This is a genomic window from Flavobacterium taihuense (genome assembly GCF_019351435.1).
GTDB classification, from domain to species: Bacteria; Bacteroidota; Bacteroidia; order Flavobacteriales; family Flavobacteriaceae; genus Flavobacterium; species Flavobacterium taihuense.
Genome location: NZ_JAHWYN010000009.1, coordinates 67243 through 86450 on the forward strand (window position 1 = coordinate 67243; position 19208 = coordinate 86450).

15 protein-coding genes are annotated in these 19208 nt (G+C 35.4%); 7 read left to right on the top strand and 8 right to left on the bottom strand.

The window, feature by feature from the left end; genetic code table 11:
• Positions 1-103 precede the first annotated feature (103 nt).
• Positions 104-2065 (top strand): transglycosylase domain-containing protein, encoded by a 1962-nt coding sequence (locus KZH69_RS11630; RefSeq protein ID WP_219317618.1) that lies wholly within the window; start codon positions 104-106, stop codon positions 2063-2065.
• A 27-nt stretch (positions 2066-2092) separates the two neighbouring features.
• On the opposite strand, the gene KZH69_RS11635 is transcribed toward KZH69_RS11630, so the two are convergent.
• Together KZH69_RS11635 and KZH69_RS11640 are read right to left on the bottom strand one after the other, a co-directional pair.
• A complete protein-coding gene (locus KZH69_RS11635; RefSeq protein ID WP_219317619.1) occupies positions 2093-2839 on the bottom strand; it encodes a LytR/AlgR family response regulator transcription factor in 747 nt (248 codons plus the stop codon).
• Positions 2836-4653, bottom strand: coding sequence for a tetratricopeptide repeat-containing sensor histidine kinase (locus tag KZH69_RS11640; protein WP_219317620.1), 1818 nt, complete (start codon positions 4651-4653; stop codon positions 2836-2838). Before KZH69_RS11640 ends, KZH69_RS11635 begins: the two co-directional genes overlap by 4 nt.
• Before the next feature lie 375 nt (positions 4654-5028).
• Between KZH69_RS11640 and KZH69_RS11645 the strand changes: the two genes are divergently transcribed.
• Positions 5029-6189: a vWA domain-containing protein gene (locus KZH69_RS11645; protein ID WP_219317621.1), complete on the top strand. Its 1161-nt coding sequence runs from the start codon at positions 5029-5031 to the stop codon at positions 6187-6189.
• Positions 6190-6317: 128 nt separating this feature from the next.
• Positions 6318-7973 (top strand): DUF4139 domain-containing protein, encoded by a 1656-nt coding sequence (locus tag KZH69_RS11650; protein ID WP_219317622.1) that lies wholly within the window; start codon positions 6318-6320, stop codon positions 7971-7973.
• Between the two features lie 61 nt (positions 7974-8034).
• Here KZH69_RS11650 and KZH69_RS11655 read toward each other — a convergent pair whose 3' ends face one another.
• The 3 genes from KZH69_RS11655 to KZH69_RS11665 form a co-directional block, all read right to left on the bottom strand.
• A complete protein-coding gene (locus KZH69_RS11655) occupies positions 8035-9072 on the bottom strand; it encodes an aldo/keto reductase (protein WP_219317623.1) in 1038 nt (345 codons plus the stop codon).
• Positions 9073-9256: 184 nt separating this feature from the next.
• Positions 9257-10195: an OmpA family protein gene (locus KZH69_RS11660; RefSeq protein ID WP_219317624.1), complete on the bottom strand. Its 939-nt coding sequence runs from the start codon at positions 10193-10195 to the stop codon at positions 9257-9259.
• Positions 10196-10407: 212 nt separating this feature from the next.
• Positions 10408-11169, bottom strand: coding sequence for an exodeoxyribonuclease III (locus KZH69_RS11665; RefSeq protein ID WP_219317625.1), 762 nt, complete (start codon positions 11167-11169; stop codon positions 10408-10410).
• Between the two features lie 202 nt (positions 11170-11371).
• On the opposite strand from KZH69_RS11665, the gene KZH69_RS11670 reads away from it, so the two are divergent.
• Positions 11372-13174, top strand: coding sequence for a GNAT family N-acyltransferase (locus KZH69_RS11670; RefSeq protein WP_219317626.1), 1803 nt, complete (start codon positions 11372-11374; stop codon positions 13172-13174).
• 86 nt (positions 13175-13260) lie between these two features.
• Here the strand turns inward: KZH69_RS11670 and KZH69_RS11675 are convergent, their stop codons facing one another.
• The 3 genes from KZH69_RS11675 to KZH69_RS11685 all read right to left on the bottom strand — a co-directional run bounded on the left by KZH69_RS11675 (position 13261) and on the right by KZH69_RS11685 (position 15128).
• Positions 13261-13698, bottom strand: a complete 438-nt coding sequence (locus KZH69_RS11675; RefSeq protein WP_219317627.1) for a DUF2752 domain-containing protein — start codon at positions 13696-13698, stop codon at positions 13261-13263.
• A 4-nt stretch (positions 13699-13702) separates the two neighbouring features.
• Positions 13703-14086: a DUF4234 domain-containing protein gene (locus KZH69_RS11680; RefSeq protein WP_219317628.1), complete on the bottom strand. Its 384-nt coding sequence runs from the start codon at positions 14084-14086 to the stop codon at positions 13703-13705.
• A 91-nt stretch (positions 14087-14177) separates the two neighbouring features.
• Complete coding sequence (locus KZH69_RS11685) at positions 14178-15128, bottom strand: 2-hydroxyacid dehydrogenase (protein WP_219317629.1); 951 nt, start codon at positions 15126-15128, stop codon at positions 14178-14180.
• A gap of 123 nt (positions 15129-15251) precedes the next feature.
• On the opposite strand from KZH69_RS11685, the gene nhaA reads away from it, so the two are divergent.
• From nhaA to KZH69_RS11700, 3 genes are all read left to right on the top strand, one after another.
• Positions 15252-16418 (top strand): Na+/H+ antiporter NhaA, encoded by a 1167-nt coding sequence (nhaA, locus tag KZH69_RS11690; protein ID WP_219317630.1) that lies wholly within the window; start codon positions 15252-15254, stop codon positions 16416-16418.
• A 104-nt stretch (positions 16419-16522) separates the two neighbouring features.
• A complete protein-coding gene (locus KZH69_RS11695) occupies positions 16523-17182 on the top strand; it encodes a hypothetical protein (RefSeq protein ID WP_219317631.1) in 660 nt (219 codons plus the stop codon).
• Between the two features lie 6 nt (positions 17183-17188).
• A complete protein-coding gene (locus tag KZH69_RS11700) occupies positions 17189-19207 on the top strand; it encodes a hypothetical protein (RefSeq protein WP_219317632.1) in 2019 nt (672 codons plus the stop codon).
• The last annotated feature ends 1 nt before the right edge of the window (position 19208 follow it).

Genomic DNA, 19208 nt, shown 5'->3' on the forward strand with positions numbered 1-19208 from the left:
GTTAAAAAAATTAGCATTCATCCGTTTATGTTTTTTTACTTCCAGAATCAGCTCATTAAGATATCTTATATAAAATTATAAAAAAATTCTTTCTATTTCACACATGAGAACTAACAAACAAAAGTTACTATTGGCTTCCAAAATACTTGGAATCGTTATTGCTGTTCTACTAATAGGCTTTCTCGTGTTTAGAGACGAACTTTTGGATCAAGCCATCGATAAAGTTTCAACAACTATGAAACTAGAATACAATAGTGAGTTTGCCATCAAAAAAGCTTCTTTTGACGGTGTTTCAGGCATAGAATTGGACGAAATTACTCTGGCACCAAAAAACCTAGATACTATTTTTAAAATTCAAAAAATAAAAACAAGTATCAATTTATGGCGATTGCTAATTGGCGATCTTCAACTCGGAACTCTTGAAATAAAAAATGGTTATGTTCAGTTAACCAAAAAAGGAAAAATCAAAAACTTTGGTGCATTTTTAAAAAGAGACAAAAACGAACCCAAAACAAATAAAAAAAGAGATTACGCCGAATTTGCCTATCGTATTGTCTCCAAAGTTCTCAATTTAGTCCCAACAGATATGACGCTGGAAAATTTAGTGTTCAAACTGGATGATAATGGTAAAAAAGCAACCGTAGACTTCAAAAAACTAACTTTATATCAAACCAAACTAGAATCATCCATCGAGGTTCAGACCAATACTTTTGCGCAACGATGGAGAATCAATGGAATTGCTGACCCAAGAAACAAAAAGGGAGATTTACGCTTTTTCAATATTGATACAGGAGCAATCAAAGTTCCTTATTTTGACGAACGTTATAACCTAAAAGCCAGTTTTGACTCCATTCGATTCAATGTTCAAAATATTGATATGAGTGGTGGTGAATTACACTTGGACGGTTACACTTCGATTACAAACTTGAAAATGAACCACAAAAGAATCGCCAATAAAGATGTTGTCATCAAAAACGCAAGATTTGATTATCGCTTCTTATTGGGTTCTGATTTTATTTCTATCGACAGCAGTTCGACAATTCAATTCAATAAAATTAAATTTAACCCTTACCTATCCTATAACACCGAAAAAGATACGGTTTATAAACTCAAAGTCACCATCCCAAAAATGAAGGCGCAAGATTTCATCGTTTCCCTTCCCGATGGATTGTTTACCCATTTTCAAGGTATGGAAGCCACCGGTGATTTTGATTATAAATTGGATTTCATGTTTAATAAAAACAGACCAAATACCATTATTTTCAAAAGCAACATAAACAAACAAAATCTAAACATAACCAAATACGGAAATATAGACCTAGCCAAATTAAACGGAGAATTTACTTATCGAGCCATTGACAAAGGTGTTCTGCAACGCCCTGTTTTTGTTGGGGCAAGCAATCCGTATTACACTCCTTTGGATCAAATATCTCCTTACTTGCAAAAATGTGTTTTAACTTCCGAAGATCCTTCTTTTATGTCGCATCACGGTTTTATAAACGAAGCCTTCAAACAATCTATTCTGAAAAATATTCGTACCAAAAAATTCTCTCGTGGCGCGAGTACCATAAGCATGCAATTGGTCAAAAATGTATTCCTTACCCGAGAAAAAACCTTGTCGAGAAAATTGGAAGAAATTCTGTTGGTGTACATCATAGAAAACAACCGAATCACGAGCAAACAGCGTATGCTTGAGGTTTATTTCAATATTATCGAATGGGGTCCAAACGTATATGGAATTGGCGAAGCTGCCGAATTCTACTTCCAAAAAAGACCCGCGGATCTGAATGTACAAGAATGTTTATTCCTAGCTACGATAATCCCAAAACCTAAAAAATTCATGTGGCAATTTGATCAGGAAGGTTTGCAAAAAGCCTACGCTACTAAGCAACAAACTTTCTTGAGAAACCTTATGTTTCGTCGCGGTTTATTGGTACCCGAAGACACTATTGGGCTGTCCGCTCCAATAACACTTTCCGGTCGTGCGCATTCTTTATTGAATATCAAAGTAAAAGATACAACTGTTATTGATTCAACATCGGTAAAAGAAGAGTTTGATTTTTAAACTATCTCTAAAAAAAATTTAACCCAATTACTTAAAATTCTTCAAAAAATCCTCTTTATACGTTGGGGATACCTCAATTTCGGTAGCGTCATTTAGCGTAATAATTCCGCCTTTATTATACGATTTCACGCAATTTAAATTGATGATATGGGATTTATGAACTCTGATAAAAGGCAAAGGCAAGATTTCGGAAAAATGCTTCAAAAAACGACACGCCATTTTCTTTTTTCCATTATGGAGATACAGGTCGGTGAAATTACCGTTGCCACGAAGACGAATAATTTCCTCCATTTTTACGACTTCAAAACCTTCCAATGTTGGCAGAATTACCTGTTGCTTTTCGGGTTTGGGTTCCTGAAAATTGGCAACTATTATTTTATTTCTATTAAAAATTTCATGATTAAGAATTTGGTGATGCACTTTGTTCACCGCTACAATCAATTCTTCAATGCTAATTGGTTTCAGCAAATAATAAGCCGCGCTTTGATTCAAGGCTTTCAAAGAATACTCCGAGAAAGCCGTTACAAAAATAGTTTCAAAATGCAAATCTTTGCAGGCTTCAAGCACATCAAAAGCATTTCCAAAAGGCATTTCCACATCCAAAAAAACCAACTGTGGTTGTAATTCGTGCAAAAGCGGAACGGCTTCCTTAATGTTTTGGGCTTCGCCAATAACCTCAATTTGCGGGCAATATTTACTCAAATAATTCTTGAGCACTTCGCGAGCTGCCAATTCGTCTTCGACGATAACGCTTTTTATCTTTTGAAAATTCATCCTATTTTATCAATTAATGGAAAAACAATTTCGACTGTAGTTCCCGTTTCCGGAAAGGCTTTCTCAGTAATTTGAAAAGTAATGTTCTTTTTATACAGCTCATTGAGCAAACTAATACGCTCTTTCGTATTGCTCATTCCCCTTGATTCATGCACTTTTTGATTGCTTGTTTTCAGCTCTTGGCTTTTAGTCAAACCAATGCCGTTGTCTTCAATACGAATTACCACTTTTCCGTTGTTTAACTGAACTTGCAATTGCAATAGTCCTTTAGCATCCAAATAACGTAATCCGTGCCAAATAGCATTCTCCAAATGAGGCTGAATAATCATATTGGGAACCATCGTTCCTTCGGCATCCAATTCAGGGTCAACAGTGATTTTAAAATCAAACTTATCCTGAAAACGCAAATGTTCCAATTCCAAATACTTTTTCAATTGTTCCAATTCATTATCCAATGTAATGAAATCCTTATTGGAATTCTCCATCGTATTTCGCATCAAATTTGAGTACGAAGTCAAGTATTTATTGGCTTCCCGTTCCTTATTTTCTGCTATAAACTGGTTCACGCTATTGAGACTGTTGAAAATAAAATGCGGATTCATTTCGCGTCGCAACGATTGCAATGCGATTTCTTTGTTTTTTGTTTTAATGGAAAAAAGCGATTTTACAATCCACAGAAACAACATTAAAAGTAATCCTATCGAACCCAAAAGAAAGTAATTGAAAGTATTTGTCTTAGTGATTAGTTCGTCTTTCAATGATTTCTCTTTTTCCAATTGACGAATTTTATCTTCGCTGACCTGAAACGCTTTTGTGTCAATCAAAGTCGTATCGGATTGCACTAATTGGTCAAAATTTTGAAGAAATTGGTCGTACAAAACCAAACTTTCTTTGTTATTTCCTTTTTCATTGTAATACTGAGTTAAGGAAATCAGGCTCTTTTTGGCTTCGGCTGAATTCCCCTTTTGCATTGCCAAAGCAAAGGCTTCTTTCAAAGCTGTAATCGCTTTATTCGGATCTTCCTTTTTAAAATAAAGAACCGATAATGACTGCAATTGTTTAATTTGAGTATTGAAATCTTGCTTGGTTTTGGCATCAGCCAATAGTTTTTCATTAATGCCAATTGCCTTGTCAAACTGGTTGTCCGAAGCGTAAACCTTTGCAATTTCATTATTGATTTTGATGATCGTTGCCGGCTTTCCTTTTGCGTAAGTGAGCGCCTGATTATAACTTTCTATAGCAACTTCCTTGTTTTTTTGTTTCAAAGAATTTTCGGCTTTTTGGACATAGGCTGCTGCAACTTCTTCTTCTTTATTTTCCTTTTTGAGCAACTCAATATTCGAATTAACATAACTTTCCTGAACCGCTGGACTCGCCACAGAACGCAAGCGATTAGCATCATTCGAATTGATTTTTTCTAGGCTTTTATCTTCCGATATTTCACCCGCCACTTCATAACTCTTAATCGCCGATTTATAGTCTTTCTGCGATTCCTGCACTTTGGCAAGGCTTCTGGTCACGCGGGTTTTGTCCTCCGAAAGCTTTAATTTGGTGTAGCTGGCAATCGCTTTTTTAAAATATTCCTCGGCTTTGGCATTATCACCTTTATTGACAAACTCATTGGCCAATCGTTCATAATTTTGGGCAATTTGGGCTTCATCATTTACCTCCAAAGACATTTTTAAATCTTTAGAGACCTTACTTATTTTAGACGCGGGCATCGATTTACTTTTATACAAAGAATCCTGAGCCATTGTTCCGATGGGAACCAGCAGCGTAAGAAGGAAGATGAAATATATAGTTAGTAAACGCATTTTTTGTTTTTAAGTTTCTAAGTGAATTAATAATAATTTGGAGCAGAAAGATTTGGCTTCTTTATCAGCATTAGTCCCGCTTTACGTTACAATCTTGTTTGCCTCCCGATAGCTATCGGGACCGGCAAACAAGGATTTCCACTGCAATCGGGGCTAAGAGTCAGCATTTTGTTTTTTAAGTTTCTAAGACACTTAGAATCTTAGTAAAACAGCCTCTTAGCAACTATAAAAAATCCACTGTGTAAAGTAAAGTATTTTAAACTCCTTTTACAACTCGTTTCACCAAGTCAAAAGGACGTTTCACCATTTGTCCAAAAAAGCAGTGTTTTTAGTTTTTAAGTTTGGTCTATAATCAACCCTTAAAAACTATAAATCATGAAAACGACTCTATTTATCTCAGCACTTTTGGCAACTACAATCTCTTTCGCGAGCTGTAATTCTTCTAATGCAAAACCGATAAAAAACATTGGAACAGAAAAACCAAAAACATCAGAAAACAACAAAATTCAAGTTGCCCTTTTATTGGACACTTCCAAAAGTATGGACGGATTAATCGACCAAGCCAAATCGAGACTTTGGAATATTGTAAACACATTGACTACGCTTAAATATTCCGGTAAAACTCCCGATATCGAAATTGCTTTGTATGAATACGGCAACGATGGATTAGCGCAACAATCCAATTACATTCGACAAGTAACGCCTCTCACCACCGACTTGGACTTGATTTCCGAAAAATTATTTGCTTTAAGAACCAACGGGGGTAACGAATACTGCGGTGCGGTAATTCAAGATGCAACTCAGAAATTACAATGGGGGGCAGCAAACAGCAATATGAAACTCATCTACATTGCAGGAAATGAGGCTTTCAATCAAGGTGGAATAAACTACAAAGAAGCCATAAGCGATGCAATGAAAAACGATATTTATGTGAACACTATTTTCTGTGGAAGCAGTATGGAAGGCATTAATACCTTTTGGAAAGATGGTGCCGATTATGGAAAAGGGAAATACTTCAATATTGATTCTAATCTTTCAATACAATACGTATCAACGCCTTATGACGATCAGATATCCAAATGCAATGTAAAGATAAATACCACTTATATTGGCTATGGAGCAAAAGGTTCTTCTAAAAAAATGAATCAAGAAACGCAAGATAAAAATGCACAAGGAGTTTCCTCTGCAAATTATGCCGAGCGTGCCGTAAGTAAATCGAAAGCAGTCTATAAAAATGAAAGCTGGGACTTAGTTGACCGTGTAAAAGAAGATCCCAAAGCGATTGCAAAAATTAAAAAAGAGGAATTACCCGCGGAGCTTCAAAACAAATCGGAAGCTGAAGTGGAAGTCATTGTTACTCAAAAAACCAAAGAAAGAGAAAACATTCAGAAAGAAATTGGCGATTTGGCTAAAAAACGCCAACAATATATCGATGCCGAAAGCAAAAAAACTAAATCAAAAGACGATTTAGGAAATGCTATAAACACTTCTATTCTCGCTTTGGCAAAAGCAAAAGGGTATTCAGTAGAACGATAAAAAAACTGTTAACCATATAAGTCATATAAGTTAAGTTGAAGTCAATATTTTTAGCTTCTATGACTTATATGGTTCGAAAAATACGTTATTTGTAATTAATATCATACTAAAACAATAAATAACAACTTATGTTTCAGAAAACAACACTATTCGCCTTTTTATTGGCTACAGCCTTTACTTTCGCACAAAAACCAATTTTCACAACTGCAAAAGTAAAAGCGGCAACCGTGTATTTTAATGCTGCCGAAATTTCGCAAACCACCAACGTAAATCTACCGATGGGTACGAGTGAAATTGTTATCAAAAACGTAGCGGTTAACCTAAATGAAAATTCAGTGCAAATAGGCGCACCTGCATCTGTAACTGTACTTTCTGTTCAATTCACCAACGATTATGTTTCGGAATATGAAATAGATTTAAAATCGCCCGTCTTAAAAAAAGTAAAAGACAGCATTGTTTTGGTACAAAAAGAGATTTTAAAAGTAGGCAATGCCAAAAACTCGGAAACCAAAACACTGGCTCTTTTAGATAAAAACCAACAAGTTTCAGGCGTAAATTCGGGTTTGAATGTGATGGAATTAATGAAAATGGTCGATTATTACAAAGCCAAACAGACCGAAATCGCCAATACCATAAATGCGTTAACCGAAAAAGAACAAAAACTGAATGAAATACTTCAAAAACTGAACAACAAACTCGAAGTAGATACGAGTAAAGAAGAGAAAACCTCGTCTGGTAAATTGATTGTTCAAGTGATGAATAATTTGGCTGGAGCCGTTCCTTTGGACATTACTTATTTGTCGAATAATGCTTCATGGACACCTTTCTATGATCTTCGTACCGAGAGTGTAACGGCACCCATCAACATGATGTACAAAGCGCAGGTCATTCAAAATACGGGAATCGACTGGAAAAAAGTAAAACTAACTTTGTCTAGCGGCGTACCTAATCAGAACAATCAAGCCCCTTTATTAAGTTCCTGGTTCTTGAACTATAGAACGAATGAAAGGTTGCAAGAAGTAGTTGTGATGGGCTATGGCTCTAAGAAAAAAGGAGTAACAAATCAATTACAAGGAAGAGTTGCAGGAGTTCAAATTGCTAACGAAGAAATGGACGCACAACCAATTATGCAATCAGAATCATCTATTTCAAACTACACCACAGTATTCGAAAACCAACTGAATGTCTCCTTTGATATTGACATCCCTTATGATATTTTATCAAATGGAAAAGTGCACAGCGTTTCGCTAAAAGAAATCAAACTTCCTGCATCCTATAAATTTTATGCAGTGCCAAGAGCAGACAAGGATGCTTTTTTACTGGCTCAAATTGCCGATTACAGCAAATACAATTTGTTGAGAGGTGAAGCCAATATCATTTTTGAAGGCATGTATGTGGGCAAAACTTTTATCGAACCAAGCCAAACCAGCGACACTTTGAGTTTAAGTATGGGCCGTGATAAAAAAGTGACTATCAAACGAGAGAAAGTTGTGGATCAATCGGGAACCAAGTTTTTATCTTCCAAAAAAGAGCAAACTTTTACCTTTGATATCACTATTAGAAACAACAAGAAAGAAGCAATTGAAATGGTATTGAAAGATCAATATCCGTTGAGTTCTAATAAAGATATTGAAGTTGAATTACTGCAAAGTGATAATGCCAAAGTAAATCTGGAAACCGGAATTCTCTCTTGGCAATTGCAAATGAAACCGAATGAAACCAAGAAAATTAGGATAAGTTACAAAGTTCGCTATCCTAAAGATCAGGTCATAGATAATTTGTAAACAGCAAAAAACCTGTCAGATTCAAAAACTGACAGGTTTTTTAATTTATTTCATTTAGTGATTAAGGTGCTGGATCTGGAATAACAGCTTGGATAGCATCAATCTCTTTCAGAATATCTTCGGTCAATGTGACAATAATGGTGTCAATATTTTCTTTCAGTTGTTCCATTGTTGTTGCACCAATAATTGTACTGGTCAAAAAGGGTTGTTGCTCCACAAATGCCAAAGCCAATTGCGTCAAAGTCAACCCGTTTTTATGTGCTAATTCTTGATATAATTGGGTAGCCTCGGTGCATTTGGCACTACTGTATCTTGAATATTGAGGAAACAAACTCAATCGTGCATTGGGATGACTTTCGCCTGTCAAAAACTTACCTGATAAAACACCAAAAGCCAAAGGTGAATACGCCAATAATCCCACATTTTCGCGAAGACAAACTTCGGCTGAAGCATTTTCGAAAAGGCGATTCAGTAACGAATACGGATTTTGAATCGTTTTGATTCTTGGCAAATTATGGTATTTGCTTTCTTCCAGAAAACGCATCATTCCCCAAGGATTTTCATTGGAAACTCCAATGTGCTTGATTTTACCCTCTTTGACAAATCCATCCAAGGCTTCCAAAACAGCATGGATATTGTCTTCCCAATCATCCTCTTGCACTTTGAAACCCCTTTGTCCAAAAAAATTGGTTTTGCGTTCCGGCCAATGCAATTGATAAAGGTCCAAATAATCCGTTTGAAGACGCTGTAAACTATTATCCAAAGCATATTGAAGACTTGCAGGGGAAAAATCCAATTTTTCACGCATATAACCAAAAATCGGACTTGGTCCGGCAATCTTTGATGCTAGAACCACTTCTTCTCTTTTTCCGGACTTCTTGAACCAAGAACCAATGATTCTTTCAGTGCTTCCGTAGGTTTCTTGCTTTCCTGGAATGGAATACATTTCGGCAGTGTCAAAAAAGTTAACACCCTTCTCAAGTGCATAATCCATCTGGGCGTGTCCTTCAGATTCTGTGTTTTGTTGCCCAAAAGTCATTGTTCCAAGGCAAATTTTGCTGACTTCTATGTCGGTATTCGGTAAAGTAGTGTATTTCATTTTTTTTTAAGAGGCTAAGATTCAGAGAAACTAAGTTGCTAAGTTTTTTTGAAAGCAAAGATAAAAATTAGTTCTTCTTTTTTGGTTTGACATTTCCTAATATTAACATAAAAGGTTCGACGTTTTCACGCGAACCTTTTCTAAACTTTGCTACTTAGTATCTTAGTAACTTAGTGTCTTACTCTTAAAAATCATTCAACATTTTTGAAATTTCGTCCAATCTTGGAGTTAAAATAATTTCGATTCGACGATTTTTGGCTTTCCCGTCGGCAGAAGCATTACTTGCTAATGGTGAGTATTCACTTCTTCCGGCAGCGGTAAGATTTTGTTTGTTTACTTTTTTATTTTCTCCCAAAATAGTAACAATCGCCGTAGCTCTTTTGGTCGAAAGATCCCAGTTATCCGCTATTGGTCCTGAGCCTTCGTACGGATCATTATCTGTGTGACCTTCTATCAATACAGAAATGTCGGGGTTGTCACCCAATACTTTCCCTACTTCAACAACTGCTTTTTTACCTTCCGAACCTACTGCCCAACTACCGGAGTTGAAAAGCAATTTATTTTCCATAGAAACATATACTTTTCCGTTTTTTTGTTCCACTGTTAAACCTTTACCTTCAAAACCGTTTAGCGCTTTAGAAAGTGTTTCTTTTAGTTTTTTCATGCTGGCTTCTTTGGCAGCGATAAGATCTTCTAGCTCTTTTAAACGTTGGCTACTTACATTTAATTTTTCTTGTTCCAATGCCAATGCTTTTGCTTTAGCGTCCAGTTGTGCCAATAATTCACGGTTCTTTTTCATGTTGGCTTCCAATGATTCATTGCTGTTTTTCTCTAAAGCAGCGTAGGAATCCTGCATTATTTTCATCTTGTCTTTTGCGGCAGCATAATCGGCTTGGACTTTGGCCAAATTGGAATTGACATCATCCAGATTGGTTTGCAAAGCTGCTTTCTCTGTTTCCAGTTGTTTTTTGGAAGCCAAAAGTGCTGCATTTTCATCAGCAATGGATCTGTTTTCCTTTTTTAAATCGGCAAATTTGGTTTCAAGATCATTATAGATTTTTTTGGAAACACAAGAGCTGGACAGTGCGAGAATTAAAAGTCCGACGGAAATTTTTTTAATCATTTGGGTTAATTTTTAAATATTTATATGCAGTATTTGAGGTCAAAAGTTCTTGTAAAATGTAATGCCCTAGCCCCGATAGAAGTGGAAATCCTTTTTATTTTTTTCTTTAAAAAATAAAAAGATTGCAACGAATAGCGGGATTAGCTCCTGACCCCTTTTATTATTTTGAAATTGATATTGTCATTGCGATTATTATTGATATTGAATTTCCTCTACTCTATTTCCACCAAAACAGGACAATGATCGGAATGCATGGCATCTGGCAGTATAACGGCTCTTTTGAGTTTATGTTTTAGAGAGTCACTCACTAAATTGTAATCGATACGCCAACCTTTGTTATTTCCGCGGGCTCCGGCACGGTAACTCCACCACGAATACTGGTGCGGTTCGCTATTGAAATGGCGAAAACTATCGACAAAACCGGATTTCATAAACTTGTCTAGCCAGGCTCTTTCTTCGGGCAAAAAACCGGACACATTTTTGTTTCGTACAGGATCATGAATATCAATTGCTTCATGGCAAATGTTGTAATCACCACAAATGATTAGATTGGGAATTTCTTTTTTGAGTTGATCAATATAGTACTGAAAGTCATCCATGTACATAAACTTATGGCTTAGACGATCTCCGTTGGTCCCCGAAGGCAGATACAAACTCATCACGGAACAGTCAGCAAAATCGGCACGAAGGTTACGCCCTTCAAAATCCATGTGCTGTATTCCGGTTCCGTACACTACATTGTTCGGTTTTGTTTTGGAAAGAATGGCAACGCCACTGTATCCTTTTTTAGTCGCAGGGTAGTAATATTGATATGGATAGCCCGCAGCGGTAATATCAGCAACCGGGATTTGCTCTTCTGTCGCTTTGATTTCCTGCAAACAAATGACGTCAGGACTGGCATGTTGCAGCCATTCTATAAATCCTTTGTTAATAGCAGCTCGAATTCCGTTTACATTGTATGAGATTATTTTCATTTAACTAGTGTTTATGTTACATCCGAAATGAATTTTAACAATAAACAGGTTCTTTAAAACCCATTTTTTATTAGAACCTCGGAATATTATTTTTTCTGTGGAATCCAAAAGTAGTAAAAAGTAAAAAGATTGATTCAAAAAAAAACATAAAAAAATGGAGTATTTTGCTATCTTTGTGTCTTGCTCAAAAAAGAAAAAATAAATGGGTTTAGTTACCGCCAAAGAAGTTGCAAAGACAATAAACACGGACAAGTACGGCGTTTTCGGTACTTTTTCAGGTTGGTTGTTAATGAAAGTTTTGAAAATCTCAACGTTAAACAAAATATACGACCGCAACAAACATTTGAAAGAGTTGCCGTTCTTGAATGCTATATTGGATGAGTTTCAAATTAAGTTTGAAATACCCGAAGAAGACTTTAAACGATTACCAAAAGATGGCGCCTACATAACAATTTCAAATCATCCTCTTGGGGGAATTGATGGCATTTTACTTTTGAAATTAATGCTTGAAAGAGAACCTAATTTTAAAATTATAGCCAATTTTTTACTGCATCGTATTGACCCGATGAAACCGTATATTATGCCGGTAAATCCTTTTGAAAACCACAAAGACGCCAAGTCTAGCGTGGTAGGAATCAAGGAAACCTTGCGGCATTTAAGAGATGGTAAGCCATTGGGAATGTTTCCCGCTGGTGAAGTTTCTACTTATAAAGACGGAAAACTGGTGGTTGACAAAGCTTGGGAAGAAGGGGCTATCAAAGTAATCCGAAAAGCACAAGTCCCTGTAGTTCCGATTTACTTTCATGCCAAAAACAGTCGTTTGTTTTATTTTCTGTCCAAAATAAATGACACGTTGAGAACAGCTAAGCTGCCATCGGAATTACTCACACAGAAAGATCGTATTATCAAAGTGCGTGTTGGGAAACCCATTTCGGTTGCCGAACAAAACGAACATGAATCGATTGAAGATTACACGGAATTCCTGAGAAAGAAAACGTATATGCTGGCCAATCCTTTTGAAAAAGAGAATAATTTTTTGAATACGGCTAATTTGATTCCTACCAAAAGCCCTAAAAAAATTGTCACTCCCGCCAGTACCGAAAAAATGATTGCCGAAGTGGACGTTTTGAGAACAAAAGATCTTCGCCTTTTACAAAGTAAAAACTACGAAGTGTTTTTTGCCGAGGCGAAACAGATTCCAAACATATTACATGAAATTGGTCGTTTGCGTGAGATTACTTTTAGAGAAGTGGGTGAAGGAACAAACGAATCCATTGACATTGACAAATACGATCAATACTATCGTCACCTCTTTTTGTGGGATGATGATACCAAACAAATTGCAGGGGCTTACCGTATGGGATTGGGATCTCACATTTTTCCGAAATATGGTATTGAAGGTTTTTATCTGAACGGGCTTTTCCGTTTTGAACCCGAATTGCATGACATGATGAGTAAGTCTATCGATATGGGTAGAGCTTTCATCATCAAGGAATACCAACAAAAACCAATGCCGTTATTCTTGTTGTGGAGAGGAATTATACATACCACCTTACATTATCCAGAACATAAATATTTATTGGGTGGCGTGAGTATCAGTAATCAGTTTTCAGATTTCTCTAAATCATTGATGATTGAATTCATGAAGTCACACTACTACGATCCTTATATCGCGCAATACGTACACCCGAAAAAGGAGTTCAAAGTCAAACTAAAAGATGCTGATAAGGATTTCATTTTTGATGAAGCAGAAGCTGATTTGAATAAATTTGATAAACTTATTGACGAATTGGAACCGGGGATTTTGAGACTTCCTGTATTGATTAAAAAATACATCAAACAAAACGCAAAACTGGTTGCTTTTAATGTCGATCCATTATTCAATAATGCAATTGATGGATTAATGTACATTCGAATAGCGGACATTCCTGAAAGCACAATGAAACCTGTTATGGAAGAATTTCAAGCCGAATTGGAACGAAAGTTGAACGATAAGGAAGAGTAGATTACAGACTGCAGAATTTACAGCGATGAAAATAGAGTCAAGAATTTAGAATTAAAAAAAAATCCCAAAAGGGATTTTTTTTATGTTTATTTCCAAATGGATTCTTTCAGAATTGAATCGTAGGTATTATTTTCTACAAAATAGGTTATTCTAACGATTTGATAAAAAATCAAAAAGCAAGCTAGAACGTATGCTAGTTTTTTATTGTATAAAATTCCATTTAGATAATCCTTTTTAGTAATCAATTCAGCTAACAGGACGAGTATTGTCACTACACAAAAGAGAACGACGAACGGACCCAAAATATGATAATACAAACTTTTATAGAGATCCCCTTCATAAAAATACACCAATGACTTGGTTATCCCACAGCCAGGACAAGGGAAACCAGTAAGCATTTTGAAAGGACACAAAGACTGATCCGTTTCAAGATGATTGTTCTGGTTATGCAACATTAAAAAAAACGGAATTACAAGAGTTATAACAGCCCCTATAATTCCGAATATTTTTCTATCTCGTTTCATTTTTTTATGAATACAATTTATTGATTTCGCTTTGCACAATCATTGCTGCAACCATTGGGAATAACAACCCTAAGACTAATAAAAGCACAGAATCGTCCTTCATTGGCAATCCAACTCTTTTATGAACCGCTGGCAAACCATCTTTACCCACCAAATAAAAGAAATAGGCATTTACCGGATAACAACAACCTGCAAAAATGGCAATAGGTTGAGAAATAATTTCTTTTTCGTAAACTGCATTTAATACCTCCGCAGCTTTTATATTCCAATAGATTAAATACAATCCACAGGTCAAAAAACTTAAAATTAACACCACAACAGGGTCTACTTTAAAGGTTGGGATTGGGCTCACTGGTGTGTTCCAAGTTTCTTCCGGTTTGTTTTCCATAACTTATACTTTAGTTTTTGTTTGTTAATGGACTAAATTATGAAAAATATCACAAAAACCTATTTTTTAGGGCGTTAAAAATCTTACAATACTAATTTTTTACGTACAATGCTTTAATTTTATCGACAATCACTTGCGCCAAACGTTCGTGACTTTCGTAGGTCCAGCCTGCTATATGGGGAGTCAAAATCACTTTCCTCCCATCCAATAAATACTGAAAAGCTTCTGGTGTATTTTTGTCTTGAAAGAGTGTTTCAAAAGATAGTTTTTCGTATTCTAAAACGTCTAGGCCAGCTCCCAGCACTTTTCCGGATTGCATGGCGGTAACCAAATCGGCTGTTATAATATTCTTTCCTCTTGAAGTATTGATAATCCAAATATTTTTTGCGAAAGCATTAATGAAATCTGAATTCACCATTTTATCGGTTTCGGGTGTCCAAGGAATGTGCAAACTCAATACATCGGTTTTTTGTTGTAACTCTTCTAATGAAACTTGTCTCGCATTGGCATCCCCAACATTTTCTTTGATGTCATAACACAATACTTCCACGTCAAAACCACGAAGTTTTTTGGCAAAAGCTTTTCCCATATTTCCATATCCAATAATTCCAACCGTTTTGCCGTCTAGTTCATATCCACGATTTTTCTCCCTATTCCATTCACCAGACCGAATCTCGCGATCAGCAATATTCAATTTGTTAAACAACGACAATATCATTCCCAGAGTATGTTCGGCAACAGCATTACAGTTTCCTTCGGGCGCGGCAATCAATGCAATATTCTTGGATGTTGCATAATCACAGTCAATACTTTCTAAACCTGCCCCTACTCTAGCGATAAATTGCAAATTTGTAGCTTTATCGATAAATTGTTTATCAATCTTAAAACGACTTCGAATTACAATTCCTTGATAGTCTTTAATTTTGGCTTCAATTTCTTGCTTAGAAGAAGTAAAATCGGCATGATTGATAAAACCAGCCTGTTCCAATTGCTCCCAAAGTAAGGGATGATTGCTGTCAATATGAAGAATTTTGATGTCCATGATGTGAATTAGTAATTTAGAATCTCAAAATTAATTAAAAAATTACAGTTTAAGGTTTGAACCTAGAATAATTAACCTACAATGCTTAAATTAGCCATTCCTATTTTAAATCGAACCATAGAGATGAGATTAACGAACACATTTACTGATTTTTTTCAGAGCGAAAAAGCGAGTGGACTATTGCTTCTTTTTGTAACCGTAGTTTCATTATTATTGGCCAATTCATTGATTCAAATTGAATATATTGCTTTTTGGAATACGGAAATTGGACATCATTCAATCACCCATTGGATCAATGACGGATTAATGACTATCTTCTTTTTACTAATCGGATTGGAATTGGAACGTGAAATGTACCATGGTGAATTGGCTAATATCAAAAACGCAATTCTTCCTATTTTTGGAGCCTTAGGCGGAATGATTGTACCCGCAGGGATTTTTTTGGCACTGAATTATGGAACACAGACTCAAAACGGAGCCGGAATTCCTATGGCCACCGATATTGCTTTTGCAATTGGGGTTTTGTCATTATTAGGTAATCGAATTCCCTCCTCGCTGAAAATATTCCTGACAGCTCTTGCCGTCATAGATGATTTGGGCGCAATACTTGTCATTGCCATATTTTATACCCAAACCATTGCATTTGATAATTTACTGATTGCATTGGCTATTATGGGATTATTATTTATCTTAAACAGACGCAAAGTGCACCATCTTGCCCCTTACTTAATTGGTGGTGTTTTTATGTGGTATTTTATGTTGAATTCTGGAGTACATGCGACAATAACAGGAGTGCTATTGGCTTTTGTAATTCCGTTTGGAGATGGTGGCACAAATAGCGCTTCCTATAAGCTGCAACATTTTCTGCATGAACCTGTAGCCTTTATTATCCTCCCTCTATTTGCTATTGCCAATACCTGCATTGCCATTAATAGCAACTGGTATGAGGGATTGAGTCATGAAAATTCAATTGGAATTATTTTGGGGCTTGTCGTGGGGAAACCGCTAGGAATCTGGCTATTTTCATTTCTTGCAGTTACATTTGGAATTTGCACTTTACCCAAAGATCTAAAATGGAAAAACATTATAGGAGCAGGAATGCTGGGGGGAATAGGATTTACGATGTCAATTTTCATTACGTTATTGGCTTTTAAGAATGATGGCGAAGAAGTTATTACTTATTCGAAAATTGCCATATTAATTGCTTCATTTTTATCCGGTGTTTTTGGTTTTATATGGTTAAAGTTGACTTTTAAAGCTCCAACAAAACGATTAAAACCAAATAAATAGGATAAAAAACGTGTTAAATAAATCTAAAAAAGATTTTTTATCCTTTTCTTTGTACCGTCATTGATTACAAGTATTACTCTTAAAACCTTGTAACAAATTAAATCATGAAAAAAGTTTATTTTATACCCTTATTGTGTCTTGTTTTTATGTTTCAAAGTTGCTTTGAAGTCATTGAAGAAGTAAGAATAAAAGACGATGGGTCAGGGCATTTTAATTTCGTGATTAATTTTAGCCAAAGTAAAACGAAAATCAATTCGGTTTTGAAAATGGAAAAAATTAACGGCTATACCATTCCTTCCAAAGAAGAAATTAAAAAAGAAGCTTCAAAACTAGTAGCTCTGGCACAGAACACCACTGGAATTTCAAACATAAAAACCAATATCGATTTAACGAATTATATTTTTGTGGTTGATTTGGATTTTCAAAAAATAAGTAATCTGAATGCTGTTTTTTTAAAACTAAAAAACAGCAAAAAAATAGATCCAAACATCGCTACAGACTATTTCACCTTCAACGATAAAAAATTTGTTCGCAGTCAAAAAGTGCCCATAAAAGCCCTTTATGACAAATTGGAGAAAGCTGACAAAGAGGTTTTTCAAACTGCAAAATACACATCAGTATACAAATTTGACTCGACAATTAAATCGTATTCCAATAAAAACGCAATAGCGTCCAAAAGCAAAAAAGCCATCAAACTTAATGGCTCAGTAATCAATGTAATTAACGGAAACGAAAAAATAGAAAATACAATTACACTCAATTAAAATAATATGAAAAAATATTTCTTATTCCTTGCCATTTGCATCTCTGTGACAATGTATGCGCAAGATTTAGCCAACAAAGTTCCTGAAAATGCGCCTTTTGCTTTGTGCTTTAACGGCAAAAACCTTAATGATAAAGTGGCGATCAAAACCATTCAGGAATATCCTTGGATGCAAGCATTGTTAGAAAAAGAATTGAAGTTTTTACCAAAAGATTTAAGTCAAACAGGCATTGATTTAACCAACAAACAATATCAATACTACATCAACAAAGACTCTGTAATGAATTATGTAGTGCTAATTCCACTAAATAATTCTGCCCTGTTCGAAAAATTGGTTCAAGCTAAATATGGTGATAGTTTTAAAGTTAAAAAACAAGGAACTTATAATAGTGTTGCTACTTCAAAAAATCATCATTTGGCTTGGAATGATAAATTTGCTATTATGGTAAATGCCACTTATATAAAACCGTATAAAAACATTTACAACGAAACTGAACCATACTCAGATCTAACAAGTATGGATACAACAGACGTTTTGGTAGACACTGCAGCAGTAACCTATGACACAATAGCACCAGCAAATGTGCCCGAAGAAATAAAATCGACACCTATTCCGGAAAAAAAGGAAAACTCCAAAAAAGGAAAAAGCGAGAAAGGAAAGAAAACCAAAAAAATAATTGAAGAACCTGTAGTTGTCGAGCCTACCGAAGAAGAAATTTATGCCGCCCAAGATAAAGCCAATGCTGAATTGGAAGAAACCAACAGAAAGCTTTTGGAACTTGAATTAAAAAAAACAGATTCGATAGAAAGACTAAAAATCAGCCCCGTTGTTGAGTCGATTTTCAAAGAAGCTTTTGATTCCAAAACAGAAGCCGTTGCAGCAAATTCAGCAATTTTTAAAAACAACAACCCTAAATCAGACTTTTTTATTTTCGCCGATTTGGACGCATTAACCAATCAACTCTACTCTAGTTTTGCAGGAGGAAATTCCGCTTTAATGGGAATTTATAAGAATGGAATCTTAGACAGTAATTACTACCTCAATGGTTATTTTGAAAAAGACAGAATTCGACTAAGTCAAGTAATGACACCTAAAAGTGAAGAAACCAAAAAATCATATCAGGAAATATGTGATTCGAAAATTGACAAAAACCTATTGAATTATATTGGTAATAATGTGTTGGGATATTACTCAATTTCAGTAGACACCCAGGCCATTATAAACTATGAATACAAAGTATTAAAAAACACTTTAAATTCAGTTTACCAGTCCTACAGTAAAGACGCAAGTGGTAACGAAGCCGATGTTTTGATTGATGCAGTTGCCCTGTTTTTGGACGAAAAAGCAATTTCAGATTTAATTCCCGGAAATGCTCTTTTTGTACTCCACGATTTGAAAAAAGTTCAGCGGGATTTCATTACCTTTGATTATGATGAGAATTATGAGCAAATCGAAACCAAAGGCAACAAAGAGGAAATACAACCTAATTTCACGTTTCTTATGAATACACGAAACGAGTCTTTTATCAACAAACTATTGCGACTTCCTTTAAATAAAAGTAAATTTACTACTACCGACTATCAATTGACGAATGGATATTATACCATTCATTTTGAAAAAGACAATCTGCTTGAAAACTTATATCTTGGTCTAAAAAATGGTGTGGTTATGATAACTACTTCAAAGGAAAACATTGAAAACCTCATTCAACAAAAAGTAATGCCATTGCAAGCTGATTTCAAAAAATCCATTTCAAAAAATAATTCTGCTGCTTGGTTTGATCTTCAAAAAATAATTACTGCTTCTAAAGCAGAATTTACCAAAGATGCTAAAACCAACTATTATGATATCGCCTTGAAAAATGCCGGTGAAATCACTATGGAATCTAAATTCAAAAATGGCGCTATTGTCTCGGAAGCAACTTATACAATCAAAGGGGAACACGCAAATAGTTTGCAATACTTCTTTGATATCATTAATGAGTTGTACGCAGAAAACAAAAAAGAAACAACCGTTACGGAGTAAT

Bases quoted from the DNA above. Each gene is read 5' to 3' on its own strand.
- KZH69_RS11695 (WP_219317631.1), top strand. From the start codon at position 16,523: ATGAAAAAAGTTTATTTTATACCCTTATTGTGTCTTGTTTTTATGTTT.
- KZH69_RS11665 (WP_219317625.1), bottom strand. From the start codon at position 11,169: ATGAAAATAATCTCATACAATGTAAACGGAATTCGAGCTGCTATTAAC.
- KZH69_RS11650 (WP_219317622.1), top strand. From the start codon at position 6,318: ATGTTTCAGAAAACAACACTATTCGCCTTTTTATTGGCTACAGCCTTT.
- KZH69_RS11660 (WP_219317624.1), bottom strand. From the start codon at position 10,195: ATGATTAAAAAAATTTCCGTCGGACTTTTAATTCTCGCACTGTCCAGC.
- KZH69_RS11630 (WP_219317618.1), top strand. From the start codon at position 104: ATGAGAACTAACAAACAAAAGTTACTATTGGCTTCCAAAATACTTGGA.
- KZH69_RS11670 (WP_219317626.1), top strand. From the start codon at position 11,372: ATGGGTTTAGTTACCGCCAAAGAAGTTGCAAAGACAATAAACACGGAC.
- KZH69_RS11635 (WP_219317619.1), bottom strand. From the start codon at position 2,839: ATGAATTTTCAAAAGATAAAAAGCGTTATCGTCGAAGACGAATTGGCA.
- KZH69_RS11675 (WP_219317627.1), bottom strand. From the start codon at position 13,698: ATGAAACGAGATAGAAAAATATTCGGAATTATAGGGGCTGTTATAACT.
- nhaA (WP_219317630.1), top strand. From the start codon at position 15,252: ATGAGATTAACGAACACATTTACTGATTTTTTTCAGAGCGAAAAAGCG.
- KZH69_RS11680 (WP_219317628.1), bottom strand. From the start codon at position 14,086: ATGGAAAACAAACCGGAAGAAACTTGGAACACACCAGTGAGCCCAATC.
- KZH69_RS11700 (WP_219317632.1), top strand. From the start codon at position 17,189: ATGAAAAAATATTTCTTATTCCTTGCCATTTGCATCTCTGTGACAATG.
- KZH69_RS11655 (WP_219317623.1), bottom strand. From the start codon at position 9,072: ATGAAATACACTACTTTACCGAATACCGACATAGAAGTCAGCAAAATT.
- KZH69_RS11640 (WP_219317620.1), bottom strand. From the start codon at position 4,653: ATGCGTTTACTAACTATATATTTCATCTTCCTTCTTACGCTGCTGGTT.
- KZH69_RS11685 (WP_219317629.1), bottom strand. From the start codon at position 15,128: ATGGACATCAAAATTCTTCATATTGACAGCAATCATCCCTTACTTTGG.
- KZH69_RS11645 (WP_219317621.1), top strand. From the start codon at position 5,029: ATGAAAACGACTCTATTTATCTCAGCACTTTTGGCAACTACAATCTCT.